This is a genomic window from Limisphaera ngatamarikiensis, assembly GCF_011044775.1.
GTDB classification, from domain to species: domain Bacteria; phylum Verrucomicrobiota; class Verrucomicrobiia; order Limisphaerales; family Limisphaeraceae; genus Limisphaera; species Limisphaera ngatamarikiensis.
The window spans coordinates 1-21,929 of the sequence record NZ_JAAKYA010000087.1 but is presented as its reverse complement, the minus strand read 5'-3'; the positions used below and the strand labels follow the sequence as shown (position 1 = coordinate 21,929).

The window sequence follows — 21,929 nt, the reverse complement described above, 5'->3', positions numbered from 1 at the left end:
CCGCCATTCCCCACAGGACCGCCCCCGGCACGGCCCGCGCCGTGAGCACGGCGGTCAACCAAAACCCGGTTACAAACACCACCACATCCGGCGACAGCAGCCGGTGGGTGAGCCGGACGGCGGTGCCGGGGTCCTTCTCGATCAGCCCGGCGTTTTGCAGCCCGATGAAGGCAATGAACAATCCGATTCCGGCCGTCAGGCCATGTTTCAAGCTTGGACTCAGGGCGTTGAAAATCAGTTCGCGCAGGCCTGCCAGCGACAGCACCAGGAACAGGACCCCGGACCAAAACACGGCACCCAGAGCCACCCGCCACGGTTCCCCCAAACCGGCGGCCGCGGCCACGGGCAACACGCTGAACACAAAAAACACGTTCTGACCCATGCCCGGCGCCTGCGCAATGGGATAACGACCGTACAGGGCCATCAGAGCGGTGGCCAGTGCAGAGGCAAGGCACGTGGCGGCCATCACCGCCCCAAAGTCCATCCCCGTGGGTTGACCAAACATTCGGCCCGACAACACCGCCGGTTGTACGACGATGATGTAGGCCATGGTCATGAAGGTGGTCAGCCCGGCCCACAGCTCGCGTCGAACCGTGGATCCGCGGGCACTGATTTCGAACCAGCGATCGAGTTGTGCCTTCATGCGCAGCTATCCAGCGGGCTTGCGGGCCCCGCACGACCGCCGGGACCCCGGTGCACCCGCATTATCTCAGGAACCCGCACCAACAAAAGCCGGGAGCCGCGGCGGGCGTTCCAACCGGGGCCCATACCGCGCGGCGCTCCCGCGGACCGGCTCACAGCTTGGGACGGCCCGTTTGGCCCGATGAATTGGTAGAACAGGTCGTTGCCCGAAGCCGATGCACTTCCGGCGCAGGCCCGCAAAACAAAACCGGCAGCCGCACCGGGGACGGCTGCCGGTCCTTGCACCACTGCGAATGCCTATTTCTGAACCGAGAACCGGTAGATGATCGTGTTCCGGTATTCCTGGCCCGGCTTCAGGACCACGGAGGGGAAATGGGGTTTATTGGGCGAATCCGGAAAGTGCTGCGGCTCCATGCAGAAACCGCTCCGATGCGCATAGACCTGGCCGTATTTGCCCTTCAGGGTGCCATCCAGGAAATTGCCCGAGTAGAACTGCAGTCCGGGCTCGGTGGAGAGCACTTCCAGCACCCGCCCGGTGGTCGGTTCGACCACGCGGGCGTGCAGCGCCAGTTCGCCGGGCTTCTTGTTGATCACCCAGTTGTGATCGTAACCGCGCCCGTACCGCAACTGCTCGTCATCCTGTTGGATGCGCGCCCCGATGGCGGTCGGTTTCCGGAAATCAAAAGGTGTTCCCTCGACGGGTCGCAATTCGCCCGTGGGAATCAGGGTGGCGTCCACGGGCGTAAACCGGTCGGCGTTCAGATACACCACGTGGCCCAGGATGTCGCCGTGACCGGCGAGGTTGAAGTAGGAGTGCTGGGTCAGGTTCACGATGGTGTCCTTGTCGGTGGTGGCCCGGTAATCCAGTCGCAGGCCGTTGTCTTTCGTGAGCGTGTAGGTGGCCGTGACGTGCAGGTTGCCCGGGTAACCCTCCTCGCCGTCCGGGCTGAGGTAGCTCAACACCAGTTGCGGCCCCTGCGGCGTGACCTCGGCACGTTCGACCTTCCATACCCGTTTGTCGAAGCCCTTGATGCCGCCGTGGAGATGGTTCGGCCCGTCATTGGTCGCCAGTTGATAGGTCACGCCGTTGAGCGTGAACCGGCCCCCGGCAATCCGGTTGCCGTAACGGCCGATCAGACAGCCGAAGTAGGGCGACTTTTGCTCGTACTCGGCCAGGGTGTCGAAGCCGAGTACGACGTCGCCAAACTGGCCGTTCCGGTCGGGCACCTTCAACGACAGCACGGTGCCGCCGTAGTTGATGATCCGGGCCTCCACCCCGTTGGCGTTGCGCAGGGTGAACACCTCAACCGGCTGCCCATCCCGCGTGACGCCAAAAGGTGCCCGCGTGATGGAGGCGCGCGCGGACGGACCGGTGGCGCATCCGCTCCAGAAGCACAGGCTGGTCACCAGTGCCGAACCAACGATCAGGACTTTCGCTTTCATGGTTGTTTGGGATTCAGGTTTCGATTCTCCGGCGCTTCCGGACCTCTTTCCGGGCCGGCCGGGTTCATTTCTGACCGTAATACGCGTTGGGACCGTGCTTGCGAAGGAAATGTTTCTCCAACAGGGGCCGCCCCACGGGACGCACCCGCGGGTTGACCCGCAAGGTTTCGCTGGCCAGTCGCGCCACAAACTCCAGCACCACGGCGTTGTGCACCGCCTCGTGCACGTCCCGACCCCACGTGAAGGGACCATGGCTGGCCACGAGCACGGCCGGATGTTCCAGGGGATCGAGCCCGCGATAGGTTTCCACAATGACGTGGCCCGTGTTGGCCTCGTAATCCGTCCGGATCTCGGCCGGTTTCATGGCACGGGTGCAGGGGACCTCGCCGAACCAGTAGTCGGCCTGGGTGGTGCCGTAGCAGGGGATGGGCCGGCACGCCTGGGCCCAGGCCGTGGCATACAGACTGTGGGTGTGAACCACGCCCCCAATCCCGGCAAATGCCCGGTACAGCACCAGGTGGGTGGGGGTATCCGAGCTGGGCCGCAGCCTGCCCTCCACGGTCTCACCCGTGTCCAGCCGGACCACAACCATGTCGTCCGGTTTCATCCGGTCATAGGGCACGCCCGAGGGTTTGATCACCACCAGGCCCTTTTCGCGGTCCACCGCACTGGCGTTGCCCCAGGTCTCGATCACCAGGCCTTCGCGAACCAATCGCAGATTGGCCTCCCAAACCGCCTGCTTGAGCGCTTTGAGTGTCATGACGCGATCCCACCTCCCGGACGGGTCATTGCAGGGCCAGAACCACGACCGACCGCGGCGGCAACGTCACGCGGAAGCCTCGCTCCGTGGGTTGCGCCCCGTCAAACGCCACCGGCCGCACCCGATCAGGCCGGTCAAACGTGTTGTGCGCCTGGACACTGTCGGCCGTCAGCAGCCGGCCCTGGATCCGGTTGACCCGGGCACCCTGCAGTTCCGCCTGCAGTTCGGCCGGTTGCTCCGGATGCAGGTTGCACAGACTGACGTGGATCACCCCCTCGCGATTGCGCGAGGCCGACACGCTCAGGCCGGGGATGCTCTGGCCCTGGAACGTGTAGTCGGCACACGTCAAATCCGTGGGCAGTAGGGTGGCGTCGTGGTGCACCGTGTACATCTCGAACACGTGATAGGTGGGCGTCAGGATCATTTTTTCCCCGTCGGTCAGGATCATGGCCTGCAGGACGTTAACCATCTGGGCAATGTTCGCCATCCGCACGCGATCACAGTGCCGATTGAAGATGTTGAGGGTCAGGCCGGCAATCAGGGCGTCCCTCATGGAGTTCTGCTGGTACAGGAATCCGGGGTTTGTACCCGGCTCCACGTCGGTCCAGATGCCCCACTCGTCCACGATCAGACCAACCCGCTTCTGGGGATCGTATCGGTCCATGATCTCGCCATGGCGGCGGACCAGCGTTTCCATTTCCAGGGCCCTGCGGAGGGCGCCATGGTATTGGTCCTCGCCAAACCGGGTGGCCGATCCCTTGCGGCCCCAGTCGCCCGTGGGGATGGTGTAATGGTGCAGCGAAATGCCGTCCAAGTGGCGGCCCGCCCGCTGCATCACCACCTCGGTCCAACGGTAGTCGGCCCCGTTGGCGCCGCAGGCGATCTTGTAAATCCGGTTGCCGCTGAAGTTCTTCACGAAGGTGCTGAACTGGCGGTACAGGTCGCTGTAGTACTCCGGCGTCATGTTACCGCCGCAACCCCAGCTTTCGTTGCCAATGCCCACATAGGGCAGCCGCCAGGGCGCCTGGCGACCGTTTTTCCGACGCCACTCGGCCATGGCGGACCGGGAATCGCTGGTGATGTACTCGATCCATTCCATCATCTCCTGCACCGTGCCGCTGCCGACATTCACGGCGACGTACGGCTCGGCCCCGAGCTGTTCACACAGGTCGAAGAATTCATGGGTCCCGAAGTGATTGTTTTCGATGACGCCTCCCCAGTGGGTGTTGATGCGGGCGGGCCGCTCATGGCGCGGCCCGACGCCGTCCTTCCAATGATATTCATCGGCAAAACAACCGCCGGGCCAGCGCAGCACGGGCACCTTGATCCGACGCAGCGCCTCCACCACGTCGTTGCGAATGCCGCGCGTGTTGGGGATGGGACTGTCCTCGCCCACCCAGATGCCCTCATAAATGCACCGGCCCAGATGCTCGGCGAAATGGCCGTAAATCATCCGGCTGATGGTGTAACGGCCCTGGTCGGCATGGATGACCAGGCGGTTCGTGGTTGGCTGGGCCACCGCGGTCAGGGCAGCGAATCCCCAAACGCCCAACCCAAGGATGCAGAGGGTAATCGTCTTCTTCATGTTTCGTGCGAAGGTTGTGATTAGATCGGTGGTTCTCGGCTTCGAAGCTTGGACCTGGCACTCAGCCCGTAACGCCGCGCGCGCGGTTCCGGATCTCCAGCAATGTCTTCATGATGTCGTAGAGGTTGCCGGTCCACTCCCTGGTGCCGAACGCGTCATGCAGCGTTCGGTACAACGGATACAGCTGCCGGTAGACCTCGTGGGCGGCCGGGTTGGGCTGAAACACCCTGGGTTTCAGCCCGGTCATGGCCTTTTGGGCGGAGGCGTAATCCTTGTGCACGCCGGCCACCACCGCGCCGGCAATGGCGGCCCCGAGCGCGCAGGTCTGGGCCGAACGGCTGATCTTCATCGGCCGACCCGTCACGTCGGCATAGATCTGCATGACCAGCGGGTTTTTCTCGGCAATGCCACCGCAGTTGATGATCTGTTCCACCTTGACGCCGTATTCCTCGAACCGGTTGATGATGGTGAGGGCGCCAAAGGCCGTGGCCTCGATGAGGGCCCGGTAGATTTCTGCCGGGGTGGTGTAGAGGGTCTGGCCCAGCAACAGACCGGTCAGTCGCTGATCCACCAGGATCGTACGATTGCCGTTGTTCCAGTCCAGTGCCAGCAAACCCGACTCGCCCGGCTTCAACTTCGCCGCCGCCCGTGTGAGGGCTTCGTGGGAGCCGTTTTTCGGGCCACCGGGCTGGATGTAGTTGACAAACCAGTTGAAGATGTCGCCCACGGCCGATTGCCCGGCTTCCAACCCGTAATACCCGGGCAGGATGGACTCGGGCACAATGCCGCACAGGCCGGGGATGTCGGCCAGCGGTTGGTCCAGGGGCGCGATCATCATGTCGCACGTGCTGGTGCCGATGATCTTCACCAGGGTGCCCGGTGTGATTCCGCTGCCCACCGCACCCAGGTGGGCGTCGAAAGCCCCCACGGCCACGGGAATGCCGGCCCGCAGCCCGGTCCGTTTGGCCCACTCGGGCGTCAGGGTGCCAACCGAGCGATTGATGGTGTAGGCCTTGGGCCGGAGCCGTTTCCGCAACTCGGCCAGCGCCGGATCCAGACGGCCCAGAAACTCCTCGTCCGGGTACCCGCCCCAGGCATCGTTGTACATGGCTTTGTGTCCGGCGGCGCATATGCCCACCGTCAGCCGGTCCGGATGTTCCGTCCCGGTCAGTGCGGCGGGAACGTAATCCGCCAGTTCCACCCAGGTGTACGCCGCCTCAAACACCTCCGGCGCCGTGCGCAGACAGTGCAGAATTTTGCTGAAGAACCACTCGCTGGAGTAGGTGCCACCGCACTTGGCCAGGTAGTGCGGCCGGATTTCCCGTGCCAGGGCCGTGATCTCGGCGGCTTCGGCCACGCTGGTGTGGTCCTTCCACAACCACGCCATGGCTGCAAGGTTCCTGGCAAACTTCTTGTGGAACGCCAGCGGCCGTCCCTCGGCATCCACGGGCAACGGCGTGCTCCCGGTGGTATCCACGCCGATGCCCACCACCTGCTCGGGCTTGAACCCGCGCACATTCCGCTTCGCCTCGGCCAGTGCCTTGCGAATGGTGACTTCGGCACCCTTCAGATAGTCCGCCGGATGTTGCCGCGCCAGGTTGGGATCCCTGGAAAGGATGACTCCCTGGGTGCCGTGTTCATACTCCCAGACGGCGGTGCCGACCTCGCGGCCATTGGCCGTGTTGACAATGAGGGCGCGGACGGAGTTGGTCCCGTAATCCAGACCGATGGTGTAGGTCGCGTTCATGGTCGTGTCGGGCTGTCAGGTTCCAGGTTCAGGCCAGAAAACCCCGTTTGAGTCCGTAGGCCACCTCGTTCCATTCCAGTTCACGCCGGAAATCGCGCAGGCGCGTGTGCTCGTCAATCACCACCAGTTCCACCCCGGCCATTGTGGCGAAGTCTTCCAGCATTTCGGTGGTGACGGCCTGGCTGAAGCCGGTGTGGTGGGCGCCGCCGGCGTAGATCCATGCCGCAGCGGCCACGGCCAGGTTGGGTTTGGGTTGCCACAGGGCCCGGGCCACCGGCAACCGGGGCAGGGGTTCCGGCGGCTCGATCACCTCCACTTCGTTGACCAGCAACCGGAACCGGTTCCCCAGGTCGATGATCGAGGCGTTGAGGCCCGGGCCGGCCGGTGTGTCGAACACCAACCGGACCGGATCGGCCTTGCCCCCGATGCTGAGCGGGTGGATTTCGCATCGGGGCCTGCCCTTGGCGATGCTGGGGCAAATCTCCAGCATGTGCGCGCCCAGGACGGCCGGCCGGGCCGGATCCAGATGGTACGTGTAGTCCTCCATGAACGACGTACCGCCGGACAACCCCGTCGCCATCACCTTCATGGCCCGCACCAGCGCGCACGTCTTCCAATCGCCCTCGGCCCCAAAACCATAACCCTCGGCCATCAGCCGTTGCACCGCAATTCCGGGCAGTTGTGACAGCCCGTGCAGATCCTCAAACGTGTCGGTGAACCCCTTGAACCCGCCCTGCTTGAGAAACGCCCGCAGGCCCGCCTCAATCCGCGCCGCCTCGCGCAGCGATTCATGTCGGGCACCGCCCTTGCGCAGCTCCGGCACCACCTCGTATTGCCGTTCGTAATCCGCCACGAGTTCGTCCACTTCCTTCTCTGACACGGCCCGGACGAACTGGACCAGGTCACCCACACCGTAACCGTTGACGGAATAGCCGAACTGCATTTGGGCAGCCACCTTGTCGCCCTCGGTGACCGCCACCTCGCGCATGTTGTCCCCAAACCGGCAGAACCTCGCCCCCTGCCAGTCGTGCCAGGCCGCCGCCGCCCGGCACCAGGCACCCAGCCGTTGCTGAACCTCGGGATCCGACCAGTGGCCCACGATGACCTTCCGGTTCAACCGCATGCGGCTCATGATGAACCCGTGCTCGCGGTCGCCGTGGGCGGCCTGGTTCAGGTTCATGAAATCCATGTCAATCGTGGACCAGGGCAGGTCCCGATTGAACTGGGTGTGCAGATGGGCCACCGGCTTGCGCAGGGCTTTCAGCCCGTTGATCCACATCTTGGAGGGTGAGAAGGTGTGGCACCACGTGATCAGCCCGATGCAGCGCGGCTCCTGATTGGCGGCCTGGCAGAGGGCCGTGGCCTCCTCGGGGGATTTGACCACGGGCTGAAACCGTACGCGAACCGGCACGGCGGACGATTGGTCCAGGGCCGCCACCACCGTCCGGGCATTCGCCGCCACCTGCTCCAGAGCGGCCGGCCCGTACAGGTGTTGACTCCCGGTCAGAAACCAGACTTCAAGTTCCTTCAAATCAATCATGGTCGTTCCAGGGTTAAGGGTTGCGTGTCAGGGTGTACGCTGAGGAGACCAACCGGGTCGGCCCCGGTTCGCCTTCGCCGAGTCGGTTGAGGACAAGCTGTTCAATTCCGGCGGCCACCAGCCCGGCCGCACGGTGACGGGGCGCCGTTTGCACCTGCACCTCGCCAAAGCGCGCCCAGAGCGCGCCCTCGCGAATGCGCGCCGCTAGGTGCTCCACCACCACGGCGGGCAGCTCGGCCAGCAACCCCGTGACCACCACGTGGCGCAGGCCGATCACGTTCAACGCGCCCGCAATCACCACCGCCGCGGCATCCAGCGTTGCGCCCAGCCAGGGCTCCAATCCGTGCAGCTCCACATGCCGGCGCAGCGATTGCCAGGACCGGGTCGCACCCGGGACCGCCTCCTGAAAACTGTCAAGTAATCCCCGCAACGAAACCAGCGTCTCCAAACAGCCCACGCCCCCGCAACCGCAACGCCGGCGGTTGCCCGCCACCGGCGTATGACCCAGCTCACCCGACACGGGGAGCGGATTGGCCTGAAGACGCCCGTTCACCAGCACCGCGCCACCCACGCCCTCGCCAAAGTCCACCAACAAAAAATTGTCCTGCTCCGGATTCACCTGGTAATGCCCCAACGCCAGGGCCTGTTCCTCCTGCATCAATACCACCGGCACCTGCCAGATCTCCCCCAGCAGCGATCGCAGGTCCACCGTCTCCGTCCAATGCAGGTTCGGCGAAAAGACCACCCGACCCTGCACGGGATCCAGCAGTCCCGGCACGCTCACCAACACGCCCCACAGCTCCCGCACCGGCAACGCTTGCGCCGCTTCACGAATCTGGCGTTTCCACTGGGCTGCCGAGCGCCCCGTGGGTACCCGCAATTCCCAGGCGTCCGGTCCCGTAAACCCCAGCGCCAACCGCGCCACGCTGGTATGGGTTACGTCCAGTTGGATCCCCACAAACCGCGGCTGCGACCGGTCCAGCCTCAGCAAAACACCGGGCCGGCCCAGCTTGGGCCGCCGCCGGGCGCCTGCGGCCGCGGCCCCCACCAATGGGTTGCGCCGCAGCTCCTCCACCACGCCGGACCGCAACAATTCCTGCACAATCTTCCCACAGGTCGGCTGACTCAACCCCAGAGACTTCGCCAACTCGGCCCGCGACGCAGTGCCGAGCTGCCGCAGCCGGCGCAACAGGGCCAGTTTGTTCATCCGGCCCATGTGGGAGGGGACCACGATCATAGCCAGCCGGATCCGGTCGGACTCAAACCCGGCCCGCCACCACGCCAAAGCCGGTTCGTACCCTGCCGGGTCGGGCTCCCGCAGCGGTGTGGGTTCCTCGTTCCGCACGTTCGCATCCGGGGACTTACTTAACAAAGCCAAGTTTCTGTCGGCAAGCAGGAATCCCAGGTTTTTCCCACCGACCGGCGCTTACCTGCTGACAACCCCGGCCGGAACCGGCAATCTGAACCCGCCATGCAGTACTGGCTCGTCAAACAGGAACCCGGGGAATACCCATGGACCCGGTTGGTCCGGGAAAACGGGACCGCATGGACCGGCGTCCGAAATTATCAGGCCCGTAATTATCTCCGGGCCATGCGCAAAGGCGACCGCGTGCTGTTCTACCACAGCGGCAAAGAGCGCGCCGTGGTCGGGATCGCTCGTGTGCGACAGGAAGCCTATCCCGACCCCACGGCCGACAGTCCGGATTGGATCGCGGTTGACCTCGAACCGTTGCGTCCATTGACGCAACCCGTGCCCCTGGCCCAAATCAAAAAGGACCCCGTCCTCCGTGATATGTTGCTCGTGCGACAGGCCCGGCTCTCGGTCATGCCCGTCACCCCGGCCCAATGGCGACGCATCCTCGAGCTGGGCCAAACCGAACTTTGAATCCATGCCCACAAGCCCGGTGGTCGGCGCGGTCATCTTCGACATGGACGGGGTGCTCGTGAACAGCGAGCCCCTCCACGAACGCGCTTTCCGCGAAACCCTGGCCGAACTGGGTTATCCGGACGGGGCCGGCCTCAACTTCCAGGACTACGTGGGCCGCTCCGACCATGAATTGTGGGAGGATTTCGCCCGTATCCACAGGCCACCGGTTCCGGTTGCTGCTTTGATGGCACGAAAACGGGAGCGGTTCCTCCGACTCCTGGCCTCCGAACAACCCTGGTATCCCGGCGCGTTGTGGCTGGTGCGCACCCTCCACGGCCGCTGGCCCCTGGGACTGGCATCCGGTTCGGAAAGGCCGGTGATCGATGCCGTTTTGGAGGGCACGGGATTACGCTCCTGCTTTCAGGCCATCCTCAGTGGGGCTGAGGTACCCCGGGGCAAACCGGCACCCGACATCTTCCTCCGCACCGCCCGGTTCCTGGGCGTGCCCCCGGAGCGCTGTTGGGTCATCGAGGATTCCCTGCCCGGCATCGCCGCCGCCCGGGCCGCCGGCATGTTCGTCATAGCCGTCCCCAACACCCATCCACGCGACGCCCTCCGCAACGCCGACCACGTGGCGGCCGACTACTTCGCCATCGCGCGGTTGTTGGGGGTTGAACCTGAAGGAGTGCAGGGGCCCTGAAACTTGCTGGTGGGCCCAGCAGGATTCGAACCTGCGACCAAGCGATTATGAGTCGCCTGCTCTAACCCCTGAGCTATGGGCCCGCCCGCCTTCTCAATCTGAAGAGACCGAACCGGACCGACAAGTGCGAAACCGTCCCCCGGCCGACCCGGACCGGCCACGCCCGGGCCGCCCCGTCAGTAGCTCATCCGGTCCAGCCGAACCTTGCCCCGGAAAATCCAGTAAATGCTGATCGTGTAGGCCAGCACCACCGGTAAGCCAAGCCCGGCAATCACCAGCATGATGCCCAGCGTCTTGGGCGATGACGCGGAATTGTAAATCGTCAAACTGTATTCGGGATTTGGCCGGCTCAGGACCAGGTGCGGGTACATCTCCAACCCGAACAGCGTCATCAGCGCCACCATGGCCGCCGCCGAGGACAAAAAAGCCCGAAAGTCGCGTCCGTGATGGATTTCCCGGGGAATGTTGGCAATGGCCAGCATGTTCAACACCGCCACCCCAAACAGCCACGGATGAGCCCGCACCCGCTCCGCCATGTGCGGCACATACAACAGCGTGGCCATGGTGGTGATCCCATAGCAAATGATGAAAAAGATGATGCAACGGGGCACCCACCGCCGCAGCGTTTCATGAAACTCACCGTCAATCTTCAGCAGCGCGTAAATGCAACCATGCATCATGAACAACGCCACCGTGGTCACCCCCAGCAACAGGGCATAGGGATGAAACAGATTCCAAAATCCTCCCACGTACTGACCCTGCTCGTTCAGGGGCAGCCCCCACGCAATGTTGCCCATGACCACGCCGAGCAGAAAGGCCGACCCGACACTGCCCACCGCGAAACTCACGTCCCACATTTGGCGCCACCACCGCGCCGGCTGCTTGCTCCGAAATTCGATGGCCACGGCCCGGAAAATCAGCGCCATCAGCAGCAAAATGAACGGCAGGTACAGACCGGAAAACACGGTGGCGTACACCTGGGGAAACGCTGCAAACAGGGCGCCACCTCCGGTCACCAGCCAGACCTCGTTACCGTCCCACACCGGTCCAATGGCATTCAGCAACAACCGCCGCTCCTCGTCCTTGCGCGCAAACAGGTGAATCCCGCCGATGCCAAGGTCAAACCCGTCGAGCATCGCGTACCCGGTGAATAACACCCCGATCAGCACGTACCAGATGGTCGCCAGATCCATAGCGCGTTCCCATTTCGCCCCGGAGGGCACAAGTCCAACCCACTGAGCGTGCTGCGATCAGCCCGCAACGACCAGCCCAAGAGTGGCCACCGGAACCCTCCCGGGCAAGCCCAACCGATCCCAACCGGGCCTGCACGACCTGCATCCCGGACCAAAGCCCCTCGTCCCGGCCATGCCCCGGTTTGCTGTCGACCGCCCCCACGGCAGCCCTGCAATCCGGGCTTCGGCCAACTCGGCCCCACGCAACCTGGCGGTCGGATGTTCGCCCCTGTCCTTGCTCCGGACCGCCGTCATTCCCGACCCCGCTGCGAGCCCCGAGCGTCACACCCGGCCCGGCGTGTTCGCCGCTCAGTCGGGCCCAACCCCGGGACGATGAACATGCCCACAGCCTCCGATGCCCCCGACGATGAGGACAGTGCTTCTCCCAAGCTGCCGCGACATTGAAGGGCGCCACGGGAAAAGCACCAAGGGAGCGACGGCGTCCCCGCCGTCCGAAGGAACGGACCACCAGCAACCTGGTGATTCCCAACCCGATGGGGCCTTTAACCGGCCTTTTGGACGGTGAAGGGGCCGCGGAACGCTTTCCCGCACAGTGGCCGCCGGCCTATCGTCCTCGCCACGCTTTGCATCTCCGCCTTTCGCCCTTCTCCGGGCCCAACTTCTGCGCCCTCGGTGTCTCTGTGGTTCACTGCCGGCGTGCCTCTGCGGTGCTCCGAACGGACAGGGGCCGTGCCCTCGGGAAGCCAGGACGCGCACCGAGCACGGTACCCCCTCCGGGAATGCTGCAACAGGCGGGAGCGCCTCGGCGCAGTCGGCAAACACGGGCGCAGGGGACTGTGATCCTTCCGGAAGGGTGCACTTGGAGGCACGGCCTCCTTGTGCTTCGTCGTCCGTTGTTTTGCGGGTTTCGCCCGCGGGCCTGACTCTGCCGGTGCCCCCGTCTGTGGGCGTTTGAAGGTTCCGCCGAACGCCAACGTCGACCACGTTTCTTTTGCCAACAGGGCTGGCACTTCCGCCGTTCTTCCACTAAGGTTGGCTGGCAGCGCCGGCTGGCCGTGCCAGCGTGTCTGTTGCAACATACCAGGCCAACAAACGGGAATGAAACCATTGGTTCTGATCCTTTGCACAGGTAACTCGTGTCGGAGTCAAATGGCCGAGGGCGTACTCCGTGCGGCGGCAGGCGACTTTCTGGAAGTCGCCAGCGCCGGGTCTCAACCCGCCGGGTACGTTCATCCCATGGCCGTGGAGGTCATGCGGGAGATCGGCATCGACATCAGTGGCCATCGCTCCAAATCCGTTCGCGAGTTCATGGACCGGCCGGTGGAAACCGTGATCACGGTGTGTGGTGCAGCCGATCAAGCCTGTCCGAGTTTCCCCGGCAAGGTGAATCGGTACCACTGGCCTTTCGACGACCCCGCCCGTGCCCAGGGAACCCCGGAAGAAATCCGGACCGCGTTCCGCCGCGTCCGGGATGAAATCCGACGCGTGTTCGAAGCCTACGCCGCCGGGCGCCGGAACGAACGCCAACGATTGAACGGGTTGAACCCGCATTCGGCGGGCCGGACCGCACCCGACACGGTTCGAGAACAGGTGCGGCAGGCCTACGCCCTGACGGCGGCAACGGGATCTTCCTGTTGCGGACCGGCGTCCAGCTGCGGTTGCGCCACCGATCTCGACCCGGACGCGTTGGCCCGGGCCGTGGGCTACGCAGCCGAGGATCTGGCCGCGCTCCCTGAAGGCGTCAACCTTGGCCTCTCCTGCGGAAACCCACAGGCGCTTGCATCCCTCCGCCCGGGGGAGGTCGTACTGGACCTGGGCTCCGGGGCGGGCTTCGACGTCTTCCTGGCCGGCCGAAAGGTCGGTCCCGCCGGCCGGGCTATTGGCGTGGACATGACCCCGGAGATGATCGACCGGGCCCGGAAGGCCATTCCGGCCTATCGCGAGCGGACCGGCTGGGACAACGTGGAATTCCGTCTGGGAGAGATCGAACATCTCCCGGTGCCCGACGCCACCGTGGACGTCGTGATCTCCAACTGCGTGATCAATCTTTCCCCGGACAAGCCGCAGGTCTGGCGCGAAATCGCCAGGGTACTCAAGCCCGGAGGCCGGGTGGCGGTTTCTGACCTGGCCCTGCTGCAGCCCCTCCCCACCTCGGTAACCAGCATGCTCGAGGCATGGGCCGGATGCGTGGCAGGCGCCGTGTTGGTGGATGAAGTGGAAGACATGGTCCGGGCCGCCGGCCTCACCGACGTTCGACTGGTGCCGCGCACCGATTACGTAAGCACCCTGGAGCAGTTCGAAGATCCGTTGTACCGCAGGATTGCCGAGCACCTGCCGCCCGGCAGCCGGATGTCAGACTACCTGGTCAGCCTCGAAATCACCGCGCGAAAACCTGCACCCCGGCAGTAGACCGCCAACCTCTTTCCGCCGGTTGCATCCAACGTGTTGCGGGCGCCGAGCACCCGTACTGCGGCTCTGACCCCGGCCGGCCGGGCCCAACCCGCACCCATCTCACCCCAACACGCCCCCCGGGTGACGTTGCCCACGCGCGGTGGCGTGCCCCCAAAATTCTTACCGACTCGGTGCCACCTCGGCCCACTCCGGATGTTCCATGAACGCGTAGCAGGCCAGGTGCAAAAACGTCATGTGAGCGTCTTCCACCCGGCCGTAATGCGTGTCCGGAACGGACAAAACCAGCTCGGCCAACTCCGCCATTCGACAGGGACGGCCGCCCACCAGGGCCACCGTCCGCAACCCGTGCTCCCGCGCCCAGGCCAACGCACGCACGCAGTTGGGGGAATTACCGCTGACGCTGATCCCAATGGCCACATCCCCAGCCCGCGCGAAGTTTTGCAGCGGCCGCACGAACACCTCCTCGTAGCTGTAGTCGTTGGCCAGCGCCGTCAACCAGCTCACGTTGTCCGTCAGCGCCATCACCCGAAACCTGCGCGGGAGCCGATCCGACGCACCCTTGCCCAGGTCCGTGGCGAAGTGGGCCGCGTTGGCGGCGCTGCCGCCATTGCCAAACACAAAAATCTGTCGGTCCGCTTGCAACGCCTCCCTCAACAAGCCCACGAACCGGACCACGGCTTCCACCGGAATCGCGCGATGAGCAGCCGCCTGCGCCCTCAGATACTCGGAAATCCAATCCGTCATGCGCCGCCCAGTCTACCCGTACACCGCCCGTCGGAGAAGTCCGATGGAGGAAAGCTGCACCCGCCTGCGAAGCGCCACCCGGCATCTTGCGCAAACGCGAATCGGGAGCCCGGTGAGAAACCCGTCGGGCAGGGCAGGGGAGTGCCACCGACGAAAGACCGAACCCTGCGGGCCGCTTTCCGCGTGGCTCCCGACCGGCCCTGCGTCGGCCGCCCACGGCGGCTGCCCGGTCCGGCCTGCTCCGCCTCGCAACGGCCCCGCCGGCGGTCAATCCTTCCGCCGCAGCATCACAAACCACGCCGTGTAGTTGGGTGCGTTACCACCCAGCACCAACATCTCGGATTTCGGAAGTTTCTGCGTAACCCGGCCCACCCGTTTGCCCTTGCCGTAAAGGGTCAACTCCACCTGCTCATCCTCGAGCCGCCGCACCTGGATCTCGCATTCTTCACTCATGGAGACCCTGCGCGACTCCTCCTTCGAGACCGTGAACTCCTTCCGGTTGACCTCGAAGTAATGCGTCCATTTGAAGGGCAGCTCCTTCAGCTTTTGCGCCACCGGTTCCTCGACCGGTTTGTGCCTCGGATTGGGCGACTTGGATTCGTTGGTCCCCCAAATCAACTGCGCCTCCAGCTTGAGGTCGCCCGCCAGGGCGGGCCCGGCGATCAACAGCAGCAACACCGCGGCCGCGGCCAGCCGCAGGAACCGCGCTTGCGAGAATCCAGACACGATGGGTTTCATGGAAAAAACTGTCGGTCGAGCCGTCATTCCTCTGCCGGCCAGGTGAACCATACCAGCGTAAGCCCCCGGGCGTCGTCGCGGTACGTGGTGGCTCCGCTTTCGGCCAGCATCAGTTGCACCTCCGGATAATCGGTCGGGCCGCCCGCCGGCTGGCGCAGCACAATCACCAGCGCCAGCGCCGCCAGCACGGCCGCCGGCGCCAACCACCGCTTCCACGCCTGCCAGACTGCCTCCCACCAGAACCGTGCGCCTCCGGCCGAACCGGCCTTCCGGGCACCGATCGCACGGGCAATCCCGGACCAATAAAACTCCCGGCTCTCCGGGACACGGATTGGGCTCTCATCCACCGTCCGGAGCACCGCCCGGATCTGACGCAGTTCCTCCGCCAGCGCCCGGGCTTCCGCGTCCCGCGCCAAACGCACCTCCCAGGCGCGACGTTCCGATTCCGGCAACTCGCCGTCCACGTACGCCTGGACCTGCAGCATTTCCTCGGGAGTCATCATGCGTCCTTTGCCGAATCCGACCTGCTGTTCAAATCCGCCAGGAGCGCCGCCAGACGACGACGCGCGTAAAAGAGCCGCGACATCACCGTCCCCAGCGAACAACCCATCACTTCCGCAATCTTGCGGTATTCCATGCCTTCAAACTCATGCAGAATCAACACGGTCCGATGCGCCACCGACAACCGGCCCATCGCCTCCCAGATCCGCGCCCGCAATTCATCCCGCTCCAGACCGGCAGCGGGATTGATACTCACCGGGGGTAACAGCCGTTCAATATTGCCCACCTCCTCCTCAATCGCCTCCAGCGATTCCCCCACGGCCCGCTTCTGCCGGCGCAGATGGTCCAGACAGAGGTTGATCACAATCCGGGTGATCCAGGTGGCAAAACTCGATTCACCCTGAAACTGCTGCAACCGCTGCCAGGCCTTGATCCATGCCTCTTGCGAAAGATCCAGCGCATCCTCTTCATTCCGCAGGATGCTCAGCGCCCGCGCATAAACCTTGTCGCGGTGCCGCGCCACCAACTCCTCGAACGCCCCCAGGTCGCCATCCTTGGCGGCGGCCACCAGCGCCTCGTCCGGCTTCGAGGAAAGGTCGCGCTCGTCTTGCATGGATTGGACGTTGAGCCTCTCCCGTCTATTCAGCCCCCCTTACAGCCGGCCCTTGGTGCTCGGCACAATCCCCTCCAGCCGCGGATCCCGCTGGCACGCCTGGTCCACCGCCCGCGCAAACGCCTTGAACAACGCCTCCACCACGTGGTGGGGCTCGTCGCCGTACAACAGCTCCAGATGCAGATTGCACCGGGCCTCGTTGGCAAACGCCTGGAAAAACTCCCGCGCCAACCCGAACCGAAAGGCGCAGGCCCCGTCCTGCTCCCTCCATTCCGCCGGCAACCGCGCGTACGCCAGATCGTTCAACCCCCGCCACACCAGATAGGGTCGGCCCCCGAAATCCACCACACACCGCGCCAGACACTCGTCCATCGGCACATACGCCTCCCCGGTGAACGGGTTCCGCGGGTCAAAACCCGTTCCGTACCGGCGAATGCCCTTCTTGTCCCCCAACGCCTCCCGAAATGCCTGGCCCAACGCCAGTCCGCAGTCCTCCACCGTATGGTGCGCGTCCACTTCCAGATCCCCCCGGCACCGCAATGTCAAATCCACCACCGCATGCCGCGCAAACAGCTCCAGCATGTGGTCAAAAAACGGAATGCCCGTGTCAACCCGAGCCCGACCGCGACCGTCCAGGTTCAGGCTCAGCACAATCCGGGTCTCCCGTGTCTCCCGCCGTACGCGGGCCTGCCGCGCTTTCATCGGTCGCATTTATGAAGTCGCTCCCGTGCCGACTCAAGGGCGAAAACCGAGTCGCCCCGCCCCACACCCTAACGGCCCACCTGCACCCGCAAGAGCGCCGCCTGCACAAAACCCCGAAACAGCGGATGCGGCTGGTGCGGCTTGCTCAAAAACTCCGGATGAAACTGACAAGCCATGAAAAACGGATGCCCCGGTAGCTCGATCAGCTCCACCAGCTTCCCGTCCGGTGAGGTCCCGCTGAACACCATCCCCGCCCGCTCAAACATCTCGCGATACTCCAGATTGAACTCATACCGGTGCCGATGCCGCTCATGCACCAGAAACGCCCCGTACAACTGCGCCGCCCGGGTCCCCACCTGAAGCTGACACGGCTGCGCCCCGAGCCGCATCGTGCCCCCCTTCCGCGTCACCCGCCGTTGCTCGTCCAGCAGCGTGATCACCGGATGCGGCGTGTCCGGATCAAACTCGGTCGAATGCGCCTCCCTCAGCCCCAATACATTCCTGGCAAACTCGATGCACGCCACCTGCATCCCCAGACACAACCCCAGAAACGGAACCTTCCGCTCCCGCGCATACCGCACCGCCTCAATCTTCCCCTCCACCCCGCGCTCACCAAACCCGCCCGGAACCAGAATCCCCGCCAGATCCCTCAGCAACGGCTCGGCCCCGTGCTTCTCGATCTCCTCCGACTCGATCCGCACAATCTCCACCCCGCAGTCATTCGCAATCCCGCCGTGACTCAGCGCCTCGTACACCGACTTGTACGCGTCCTGCAGCCCGATGTATTTCCCCACCACCCCCACCCGCACCCGGTGTTGCGGCGCGATCAGCTTCCGCAAAATCTCCTGCCACTCACTCATGTTCGCCGGCGGCGTGTCCAGATGCAGCAGCCGGCAGACCAGCTCGTCCATCCGCTCCCGCTGCAGCATCAGCGGCACCTCGTAAATCGTGTGGTCCACGTCCTTCTCCTCCACCACCGCCTCCACGGGCACGTTGCAAAACAACGAAATCTTGTGCCGCACCTCCTTCTCCAGAGGCCGCTCGCACCGGCATACAATGATGTGCGGCATGATCCCGATCTCGCGCAGCTTGGCCACCGATTGCTGGGTCGGCTTCGTCTTCAATTCCCCCGCCGCCTTGATGTACGGCACGTAGGTCACATGAATGAAAACCGCATTCCCCGGCCCCACCTCGTGCGCAAACTCCCGGATCGCCTCCAAAAACGGCAACCCCTCAATATCCCCGGTCGTCCCCCCAATCTCCGTGATGATCACGTCCGCGCCCGTCTGCTGCGCCAGCAGGCGGATCCGGTTCTTGATCTCATCCGTCACATGCGGGATCACCTGCACCGTCTTGCCCAGGTACTTGCCCTCCCGCTCGTTGTTCAACACCGTCTGATACACCTGTCCGCTGGTCAGGTTGTTCAACCGCGTCAGCTTCGTCCGGGTGAACCGCTCGTAATGCCCCAGATCCAGGTCCGTCTCCGCACCGTCATCCAGCACATATACCTCCCCGTGCTGGTACGGACTCATCGTCCCGGGATCCACGTTCAAATACGGATCAAACTTCTGCAACGCCACCTTCAGCCCGCGATGCTCCAGCAGCGTGCCCAGAGCCGCCGCCGTCAGGCCCTTGCCCAACGAACTGACCACTCCGCCGGTGACAAAGATGTACTTCATGACTCCTCAACAGCCTGTCCCGCACCCCCGCCGGCCACACCCACCCCGGCCAGCAGCGCCTCCACCCGCGCCACATCCTCCGGTACGTCCACCCCGATCCCCGCCGTCGCCACCTCCACCACCCGAATCGTCACATCGTTCTCCAACGCCCGCAGTTGCTCCAGCTTCTCGGCGGCCTCCAACGCCGAAACCGGCCACTGCACCAGCCGCAACAACGTCGCCCGCCGATACCCGTACAACCCCAAATGCCGCAGAAAACCGAACCGCGCCAATACCTCCGATGCCGACCCCTCCGCCACGTCCCGCACAAACGGAATCGGATGCCGCGAAAAATACAGGGCCCGACCCGACCGACTCACCACCACCTTCACCACATTCGGATTCCGCAAATCCTCCGGCTGCCGGAGAGGCGCGGCGGCCGTGGACATCTCCGCCTCCTCCAGCGCCGCCGCCACCGCATCAATCGCCGCCGGATCCACCAGCGGTTCATCCCCCTGAATGTTCACCACCCCCTCGCAATCCACGCGCCCCGCCACCTCCGCCACCCGATCCGTCCCACTCGGGTGATCCGACCGCGTCATCTCCACACGACAAAACCCCTCCGCCACCCGCGCAATCCGCGCGTCGTCGGTCGCCACAATCACCTCCGCCAACCGACGCGCCTGCCGGGCCCGTTCCACCACATGTTCCAACAACGGTTTGCCCGCAATCCTTGCCAACGGCTTGCCGGGGAACCGCGTGGATCCATAGCGGGCGGGTATGATCCCCACGATCTTCACGCCCCATCCTTTTAACCCACCCAAACCCGCAACGCACGGAAGAAATGAACCGCACACACCGCACCGGCCGCGAAACCGATCCCGCCCCGACCCTCCCGGACACAACGCACCACCCGTGCACCACCTCCCCGCGCCAGACCCCGGCCACGCCACCCTTGCAGAACCGCCGCACCCTGCAGCATCCTGCCGGTAGGCCGGGAAGACCCCTCCGCGGTAAAAACTCGCCACACCGCGAGAGCGCAACCCCGGCCGCTGGAGACCCATGATCTTCTACATCACCGGCAACGACACCGGCGTCGGCAAAACCGTCCTGACCGCCACGTGGACCCGTTACCTCCGGGACCGTGGCCACCGCGTCGTGGCCCTGAAACCCCTGGCCTCCGGCGGTCGAACCGATCCCCGCCTTTTGTGGGAAAGCGCCGGACGCATCATACCCCTCGACGAGGTCAACCCTTGGTGGTTCCGAGCCCCGATCGCCCCGGCCGCCGCCGCCCGCCGGATCGGCCTGCGAATCGAACTGCCCCGGGTCGTCCAACACGTGCAGCGCCTCGCCCAACAATTTGAAATCGTCCTGGTCGAAGGCGCGGGCGGCCTGTTGAGCCCGCTTGGAACGAACTTCGACAACCGCGACCTCATGCAGGCCCTGCAGGCCCGACCGATTGTCGTCGTGCCCAACCGCCTGGGCGCCGTCAACCAGACCCGTCTGGTTTGCGAAGCACTGGCTGGAACCCAACTACCCCGACCCCACTGTGTGCTCGTCAACCAACCCCACCACCACCCGGCCATCCGAACCCACGCCGAACTGCTGGCCTCCTACCTGCCGCAAAACGCCCTTCACTTTTTCCCCTGGCTGCGCACTTTTCCGGACAGCCTCCGCCGCGCCATCCCTCCGGCCATCCGCAACGCCCTGACCGGCCTCACCACCGCAGTGTTGAAAGATACGGGCGATCCCCGGACCCACGAGGGCTAGAACCGCGGCGCTGCAAAGGGTTGAGGAACAGATGCATCGCGACCCCATCAGGGGCGACCCCTCCCATGGTGCAACAGCCTGTTCTCGCCGCTCCGGCCGCCGGCTCCGCCAAGCCGGCAAACCAGGGCGACATGAAACCCGCCTACGACCATCGGCGTAACGTTCCCTCCGGCGAAACCGTCCGGACCGGGCCCGGGTGAAGGGCGCTTCGGCTTGTTTCCGGCCCAAGATCGGCCGCGGAAACCTGCCCCGGCAACGCCGACCCCTCCGGACCACCCGCGTCAACGGTTTCAGCGCCCAAACCCGAGGAACGGCGCCGATGCGATTCCAGAAATGATGGCGGCGGCCACTGCTAAACAGACCGCGTCCAGACGAAATCCATTAGGAATGGGACGTGTCCGCGCCACCGCGGTCGGTAATTAGCCGGCACGGAGAACTGTGTGGCCCCGCAATGGTTGCCCGGGAGGGACGGCGCCCCCGCGGTCCGGAAAAATATCGGGCACAGAGGACTGTGCCCCTCCCACAGGGTCCGTTGGGAGGGACCGCGTCCTCGCGGTCCGGAAAAACATCGGGCGCAGAGGACTGCGCCCCTCCCGGACATCGTCCAACCGTGGGCATCCTTCGACATTGGCCAGCCCGGGAGGTACCGCGTCCCCGCGGTCCGCAAGAAAAGGCAGCCCCCGGTGCCCGTGCCGAACCTGCAGCGCGACTCAATCGGCGCATGCCCTTGCGAACTCCGCCAGGTCGGGGAGGGACGGCGTCCCCGCCGTCCGCAAGAGTATTGGGCACACGGGACTGCGCCCTTCCCACAAGGTCCCATGGGAGGGACCGCGTCCCCGCGGTCCGCAAAAATATCGGCCACGTAGGACCATGCCCCTCCCGCGCCATGGCCACGTTGCTGTGTACCGTGCAGATCGGCTAGGCCGGGATGGGCCGCATCCCGGCGGTCCGCTGGAAGGCGACAGTAATAGCCTGCCAGTCGCAAGCAGGTGTACCGGCCACCCGGCTTTTGCCGGGGCAAGGGGCTGCGGAACGATTTCCGGCACACCAACCGCCGCCATGGAGCTCGCCACATGCTTTGCGCGCTCTCTTTTGGCCGTTCACCGTGTCCTCTGTGTCTCTGTGGTTCAGTCCTCCATGCCTTGGTGGTGGGGTGGCAAGGGCGGAAACGGGCGGAAGCTTTTGTGGTCGCAATTTTTTTGTTGACAGGGTGTGGGGTTGTGGTAGGAGCTGGATCGACAATTCCCATGACCTCGGCGTGGCTCAAGCCCGTGTTGAGCGTTGCGGATCCACCCACCCGGATCCACCCACCCG

Annotated in this window: 19 protein-coding genes and 1 tRNA gene; 4 read left to right on the top strand and 16 right to left on the bottom strand. The window is 64.8% G+C overall.

The window, feature by feature from the left end:
* From G4L39_RS13290 to G4L39_RS13260, 7 genes are all read right to left on the bottom strand, one after another.
* Positions 1–643: NCS2 family permease (locus G4L39_RS13290; RefSeq protein ID WP_165108889.1), on the bottom strand; the 643-nt coding region annotated here is incomplete at its 3' end.
* 296 nt (positions 644–939) lie between these two features.
* A complete protein-coding gene (locus G4L39_RS13285) occupies positions 940–2,085 on the bottom strand; it encodes an aldose epimerase family protein (RefSeq protein WP_165108887.1) in 1,146 nt (381 codons plus the stop codon).
* Positions 2,086–2,149: 64 nt separating this feature from the next.
* Positions 2,150–2,845: an L-ribulose-5-phosphate 4-epimerase gene (locus G4L39_RS13280; RefSeq protein ID WP_165108885.1), complete on the bottom strand. Its 696-nt coding sequence runs from the start codon at positions 2,843–2,845 to the stop codon at positions 2,150–2,152.
* A gap of 25 nt (positions 2,846–2,870) precedes the next feature.
* Entirely contained in the window at positions 2,871–4,298 is a 1,428-nt protein-coding gene (locus G4L39_RS13275; protein WP_240894016.1) for an alpha-N-arabinofuranosidase, read from the bottom strand.
* A 193-nt stretch (positions 4,299–4,491) separates the two neighbouring features.
* Entirely contained in the window at positions 4,492–6,177 is a 1,686-nt protein-coding gene (locus G4L39_RS13270) for a ribulokinase (protein ID WP_165108881.1), read from the bottom strand.
* A 28-nt stretch (positions 6,178–6,205) separates the two neighbouring features.
* Positions 6,206–7,717, bottom strand: coding sequence for an L-arabinose isomerase (araA, locus tag G4L39_RS13265; RefSeq protein WP_165108879.1), 1,512 nt, complete (start codon positions 7,715–7,717; stop codon positions 6,206–6,208).
* Positions 7,718–7,730: 13 nt separating this feature from the next.
* Positions 7,731–9,095, bottom strand: coding sequence for an ROK family transcriptional regulator (locus tag G4L39_RS13260; protein WP_165108877.1), 1,365 nt, complete (start codon positions 9,093–9,095; stop codon positions 7,731–7,733).
* Between the two features lie 93 nt (positions 9,096–9,188).
* On the opposite strand from G4L39_RS13260, the gene G4L39_RS13255 reads away from it, so the two are divergent.
* Both G4L39_RS13255 and G4L39_RS13250 read left to right on the top strand, forming a co-directional pair.
* Positions 9,189–9,602 (top strand): EVE domain-containing protein, encoded by a 414-nt coding sequence (locus tag G4L39_RS13255; protein WP_165108875.1) that lies wholly within the window; start codon positions 9,189–9,191, stop codon positions 9,600–9,602.
* Between the two features lie 4 nt (positions 9,603–9,606).
* On the top strand, positions 9,607–10,284 hold the full coding sequence (locus G4L39_RS13250; RefSeq protein ID WP_165108873.1) for an HAD family hydrolase: 678 nt from the start codon (positions 9,607–9,609) through the stop codon (positions 10,282–10,284).
* 7 nt (positions 10,285–10,291) lie between these two features.
* Here the strand turns inward: G4L39_RS13250 and G4L39_RS13245 are convergent.
* Both G4L39_RS13245 and cydB read right to left on the bottom strand, forming a co-directional pair.
* Positions 10,292–10,367 (bottom strand) — tRNA-Ile (locus tag G4L39_RS13245).
* A 93-nt stretch (positions 10,368–10,460) separates the two neighbouring features.
* Entirely contained in the window at positions 10,461–11,477 is a 1,017-nt protein-coding gene (gene cydB / locus G4L39_RS13240; protein WP_165108871.1) for a cytochrome d ubiquinol oxidase subunit II, read from the bottom strand.
* A gap of 1,098 nt (positions 11,478–12,575) precedes the next feature.
* On the opposite strand from cydB, the gene arsM reads away from it, so the two are divergent.
* Positions 12,576–13,886, top strand: a complete 1,311-nt coding sequence (gene arsM / locus G4L39_RS13235) for an arsenite methyltransferase (protein ID WP_205881014.1) — start codon at positions 12,576–12,578, stop codon at positions 13,884–13,886.
* Between the two features lie 162 nt (positions 13,887–14,048).
* Here arsM and G4L39_RS13230 read toward each other — a convergent pair whose 3' ends face one another.
* The 7 genes from G4L39_RS13230 to kdsB all read right to left on the bottom strand — a co-directional run bounded on the left by G4L39_RS13230 (position 14,049) and on the right by kdsB (position 19,645).
* Positions 14,049–14,633, bottom strand: a complete 585-nt coding sequence (locus G4L39_RS13230; RefSeq protein WP_165108869.1) for a D-sedoheptulose-7-phosphate isomerase — start codon at positions 14,631–14,633, stop codon at positions 14,049–14,051.
* A gap of 267 nt (positions 14,634–14,900) precedes the next feature.
* Entirely contained in the window at positions 14,901–15,371 is a 471-nt protein-coding gene (locus G4L39_RS13225; RefSeq protein ID WP_165108867.1) for a hypothetical protein, read from the bottom strand.
* A 23-nt stretch (positions 15,372–15,394) separates the two neighbouring features.
* Complete coding sequence (locus G4L39_RS13220; protein WP_165108865.1) at positions 15,395–15,874, bottom strand: anti-sigma factor family protein; 480 nt, start codon at positions 15,872–15,874, stop codon at positions 15,395–15,397.
* Positions 15,871–16,485: an RNA polymerase sigma factor gene (locus G4L39_RS13215; protein WP_165108863.1), complete on the bottom strand. Its 615-nt coding sequence runs from the start codon at positions 16,483–16,485 to the stop codon at positions 15,871–15,873. Before G4L39_RS13215 ends, G4L39_RS13220 begins: the two co-directional genes overlap by 4 nt.
* Before the next feature lie 39 nt (positions 16,486–16,524).
* Positions 16,525–17,187 (bottom strand): imidazoleglycerol-phosphate dehydratase HisB, encoded by a 663-nt coding sequence (hisB, locus tag G4L39_RS13210; RefSeq protein WP_165108861.1) that lies wholly within the window; start codon positions 17,185–17,187, stop codon positions 16,525–16,527.
* A 68-nt stretch (positions 17,188–17,255) separates the two neighbouring features.
* Positions 17,256–18,866: a CTP synthase gene (gene pyrG / locus G4L39_RS13205; protein ID WP_165108859.1), complete on the bottom strand. Its 1,611-nt coding sequence runs from the start codon at positions 18,864–18,866 to the stop codon at positions 17,256–17,258.
* A complete protein-coding gene (gene kdsB, locus G4L39_RS13200) occupies positions 18,863–19,645 on the bottom strand; it encodes a 3-deoxy-manno-octulosonate cytidylyltransferase (protein ID WP_165108857.1) in 783 nt (260 codons plus the stop codon). The genes pyrG and kdsB overlap by 4 nt, the downstream gene beginning before the upstream one ends.
* Before the next feature lie 262 nt (positions 19,646–19,907).
* Here kdsB and bioD point away from each other — a divergent pair, with 262 nt between their 5' ends.
* Positions 19,908–20,615 carry a dethiobiotin synthase gene (bioD, locus tag G4L39_RS13195; protein WP_165108855.1) on the top strand — a complete coding sequence of 236 codons (708 nt, stop codon included), beginning with the start codon at positions 19,908–19,910 and terminating at the stop codon, positions 20,613–20,615.
* The last annotated feature ends 1,314 nt before the right edge of the window (positions 20,616–21,929 follow it).

What these genes read in the sequence shown, in the direction of transcription:
- bioD (WP_165108855.1), top strand. Translation starts at nt 19,908, where the DNA reads ATGATCTTCTACATCACCGGCAACGACACCGGCGTCGGCAAAACCGTC.
- G4L39_RS13270 (WP_165108881.1), bottom strand. Translation starts at nt 6,177, where the DNA reads ATGAACGCGACCTACACCATCGGTCTGGATTACGGGACCAACTCCGTC.
- G4L39_RS13250 (WP_165108873.1), top strand. Translation starts at nt 9,607, where the DNA reads ATGCCCACAAGCCCGGTGGTCGGCGCGGTCATCTTCGACATGGACGGG.
- G4L39_RS13285 (WP_165108887.1), bottom strand. Translation starts at nt 2,085, where the DNA reads ATGAAAGCGAAAGTCCTGATCGTTGGTTCGGCACTGGTGACCAGCCTG.
- G4L39_RS13220 (WP_165108865.1), bottom strand. Translation starts at nt 15,874, where the DNA reads ATGATGACTCCCGAGGAAATGCTGCAGGTCCAGGCGTACGTGGACGGC.
- araA (WP_165108879.1), bottom strand. Translation starts at nt 7,717, where the DNA reads ATGATTGATTTGAAGGAACTTGAAGTCTGGTTTCTGACCGGGAGTCAA.
- G4L39_RS13280 (WP_165108885.1), bottom strand. Translation starts at nt 2,845, where the DNA reads ATGACACTCAAAGCGCTCAAGCAGGCGGTTTGGGAGGCCAATCTGCGA.
- arsM (WP_205881014.1), top strand. Translation starts at nt 12,576, where the DNA reads ATGAAACCATTGGTTCTGATCCTTTGCACAGGTAACTCGTGTCGGAGT.
- G4L39_RS13230 (WP_165108869.1), bottom strand. Translation starts at nt 14,633, where the DNA reads ATGACGGATTGGATTTCCGAGTATCTGAGGGCGCAGGCGGCTGCTCAT.
- G4L39_RS13225 (WP_165108867.1), bottom strand. Translation starts at nt 15,371, where the DNA reads ATGAAACCCATCGTGTCTGGATTCTCGCAAGCGCGGTTCCTGCGGCTG.
- G4L39_RS13275 (WP_240894016.1), bottom strand. Translation starts at nt 4,298, where the DNA reads ATGATTTACGGCCATTTCGCCGAGCATCTGGGCCGGTGCATTTATGAG.
- G4L39_RS13215 (WP_165108863.1), bottom strand. Translation starts at nt 16,485, where the DNA reads ATGCAAGACGAGCGCGACCTTTCCTCGAAGCCGGACGAGGCGCTGGTG.
- cydB (WP_165108871.1), bottom strand. Translation starts at nt 11,477, where the DNA reads ATGGATCTGGCGACCATCTGGTACGTGCTGATCGGGGTGTTATTCACC.
- pyrG (WP_165108859.1), bottom strand. Translation starts at nt 18,866, where the DNA reads ATGAAGTACATCTTTGTCACCGGCGGAGTGGTCAGTTCGTTGGGCAAG.
- G4L39_RS13255 (WP_165108875.1), top strand. Translation starts at nt 9,189, where the DNA reads ATGCAGTACTGGCTCGTCAAACAGGAACCCGGGGAATACCCATGGACC.
- hisB (WP_165108861.1), bottom strand. Translation starts at nt 17,187, where the DNA reads ATGAAAGCGCGGCAGGCCCGCGTACGGCGGGAGACACGGGAGACCCGG.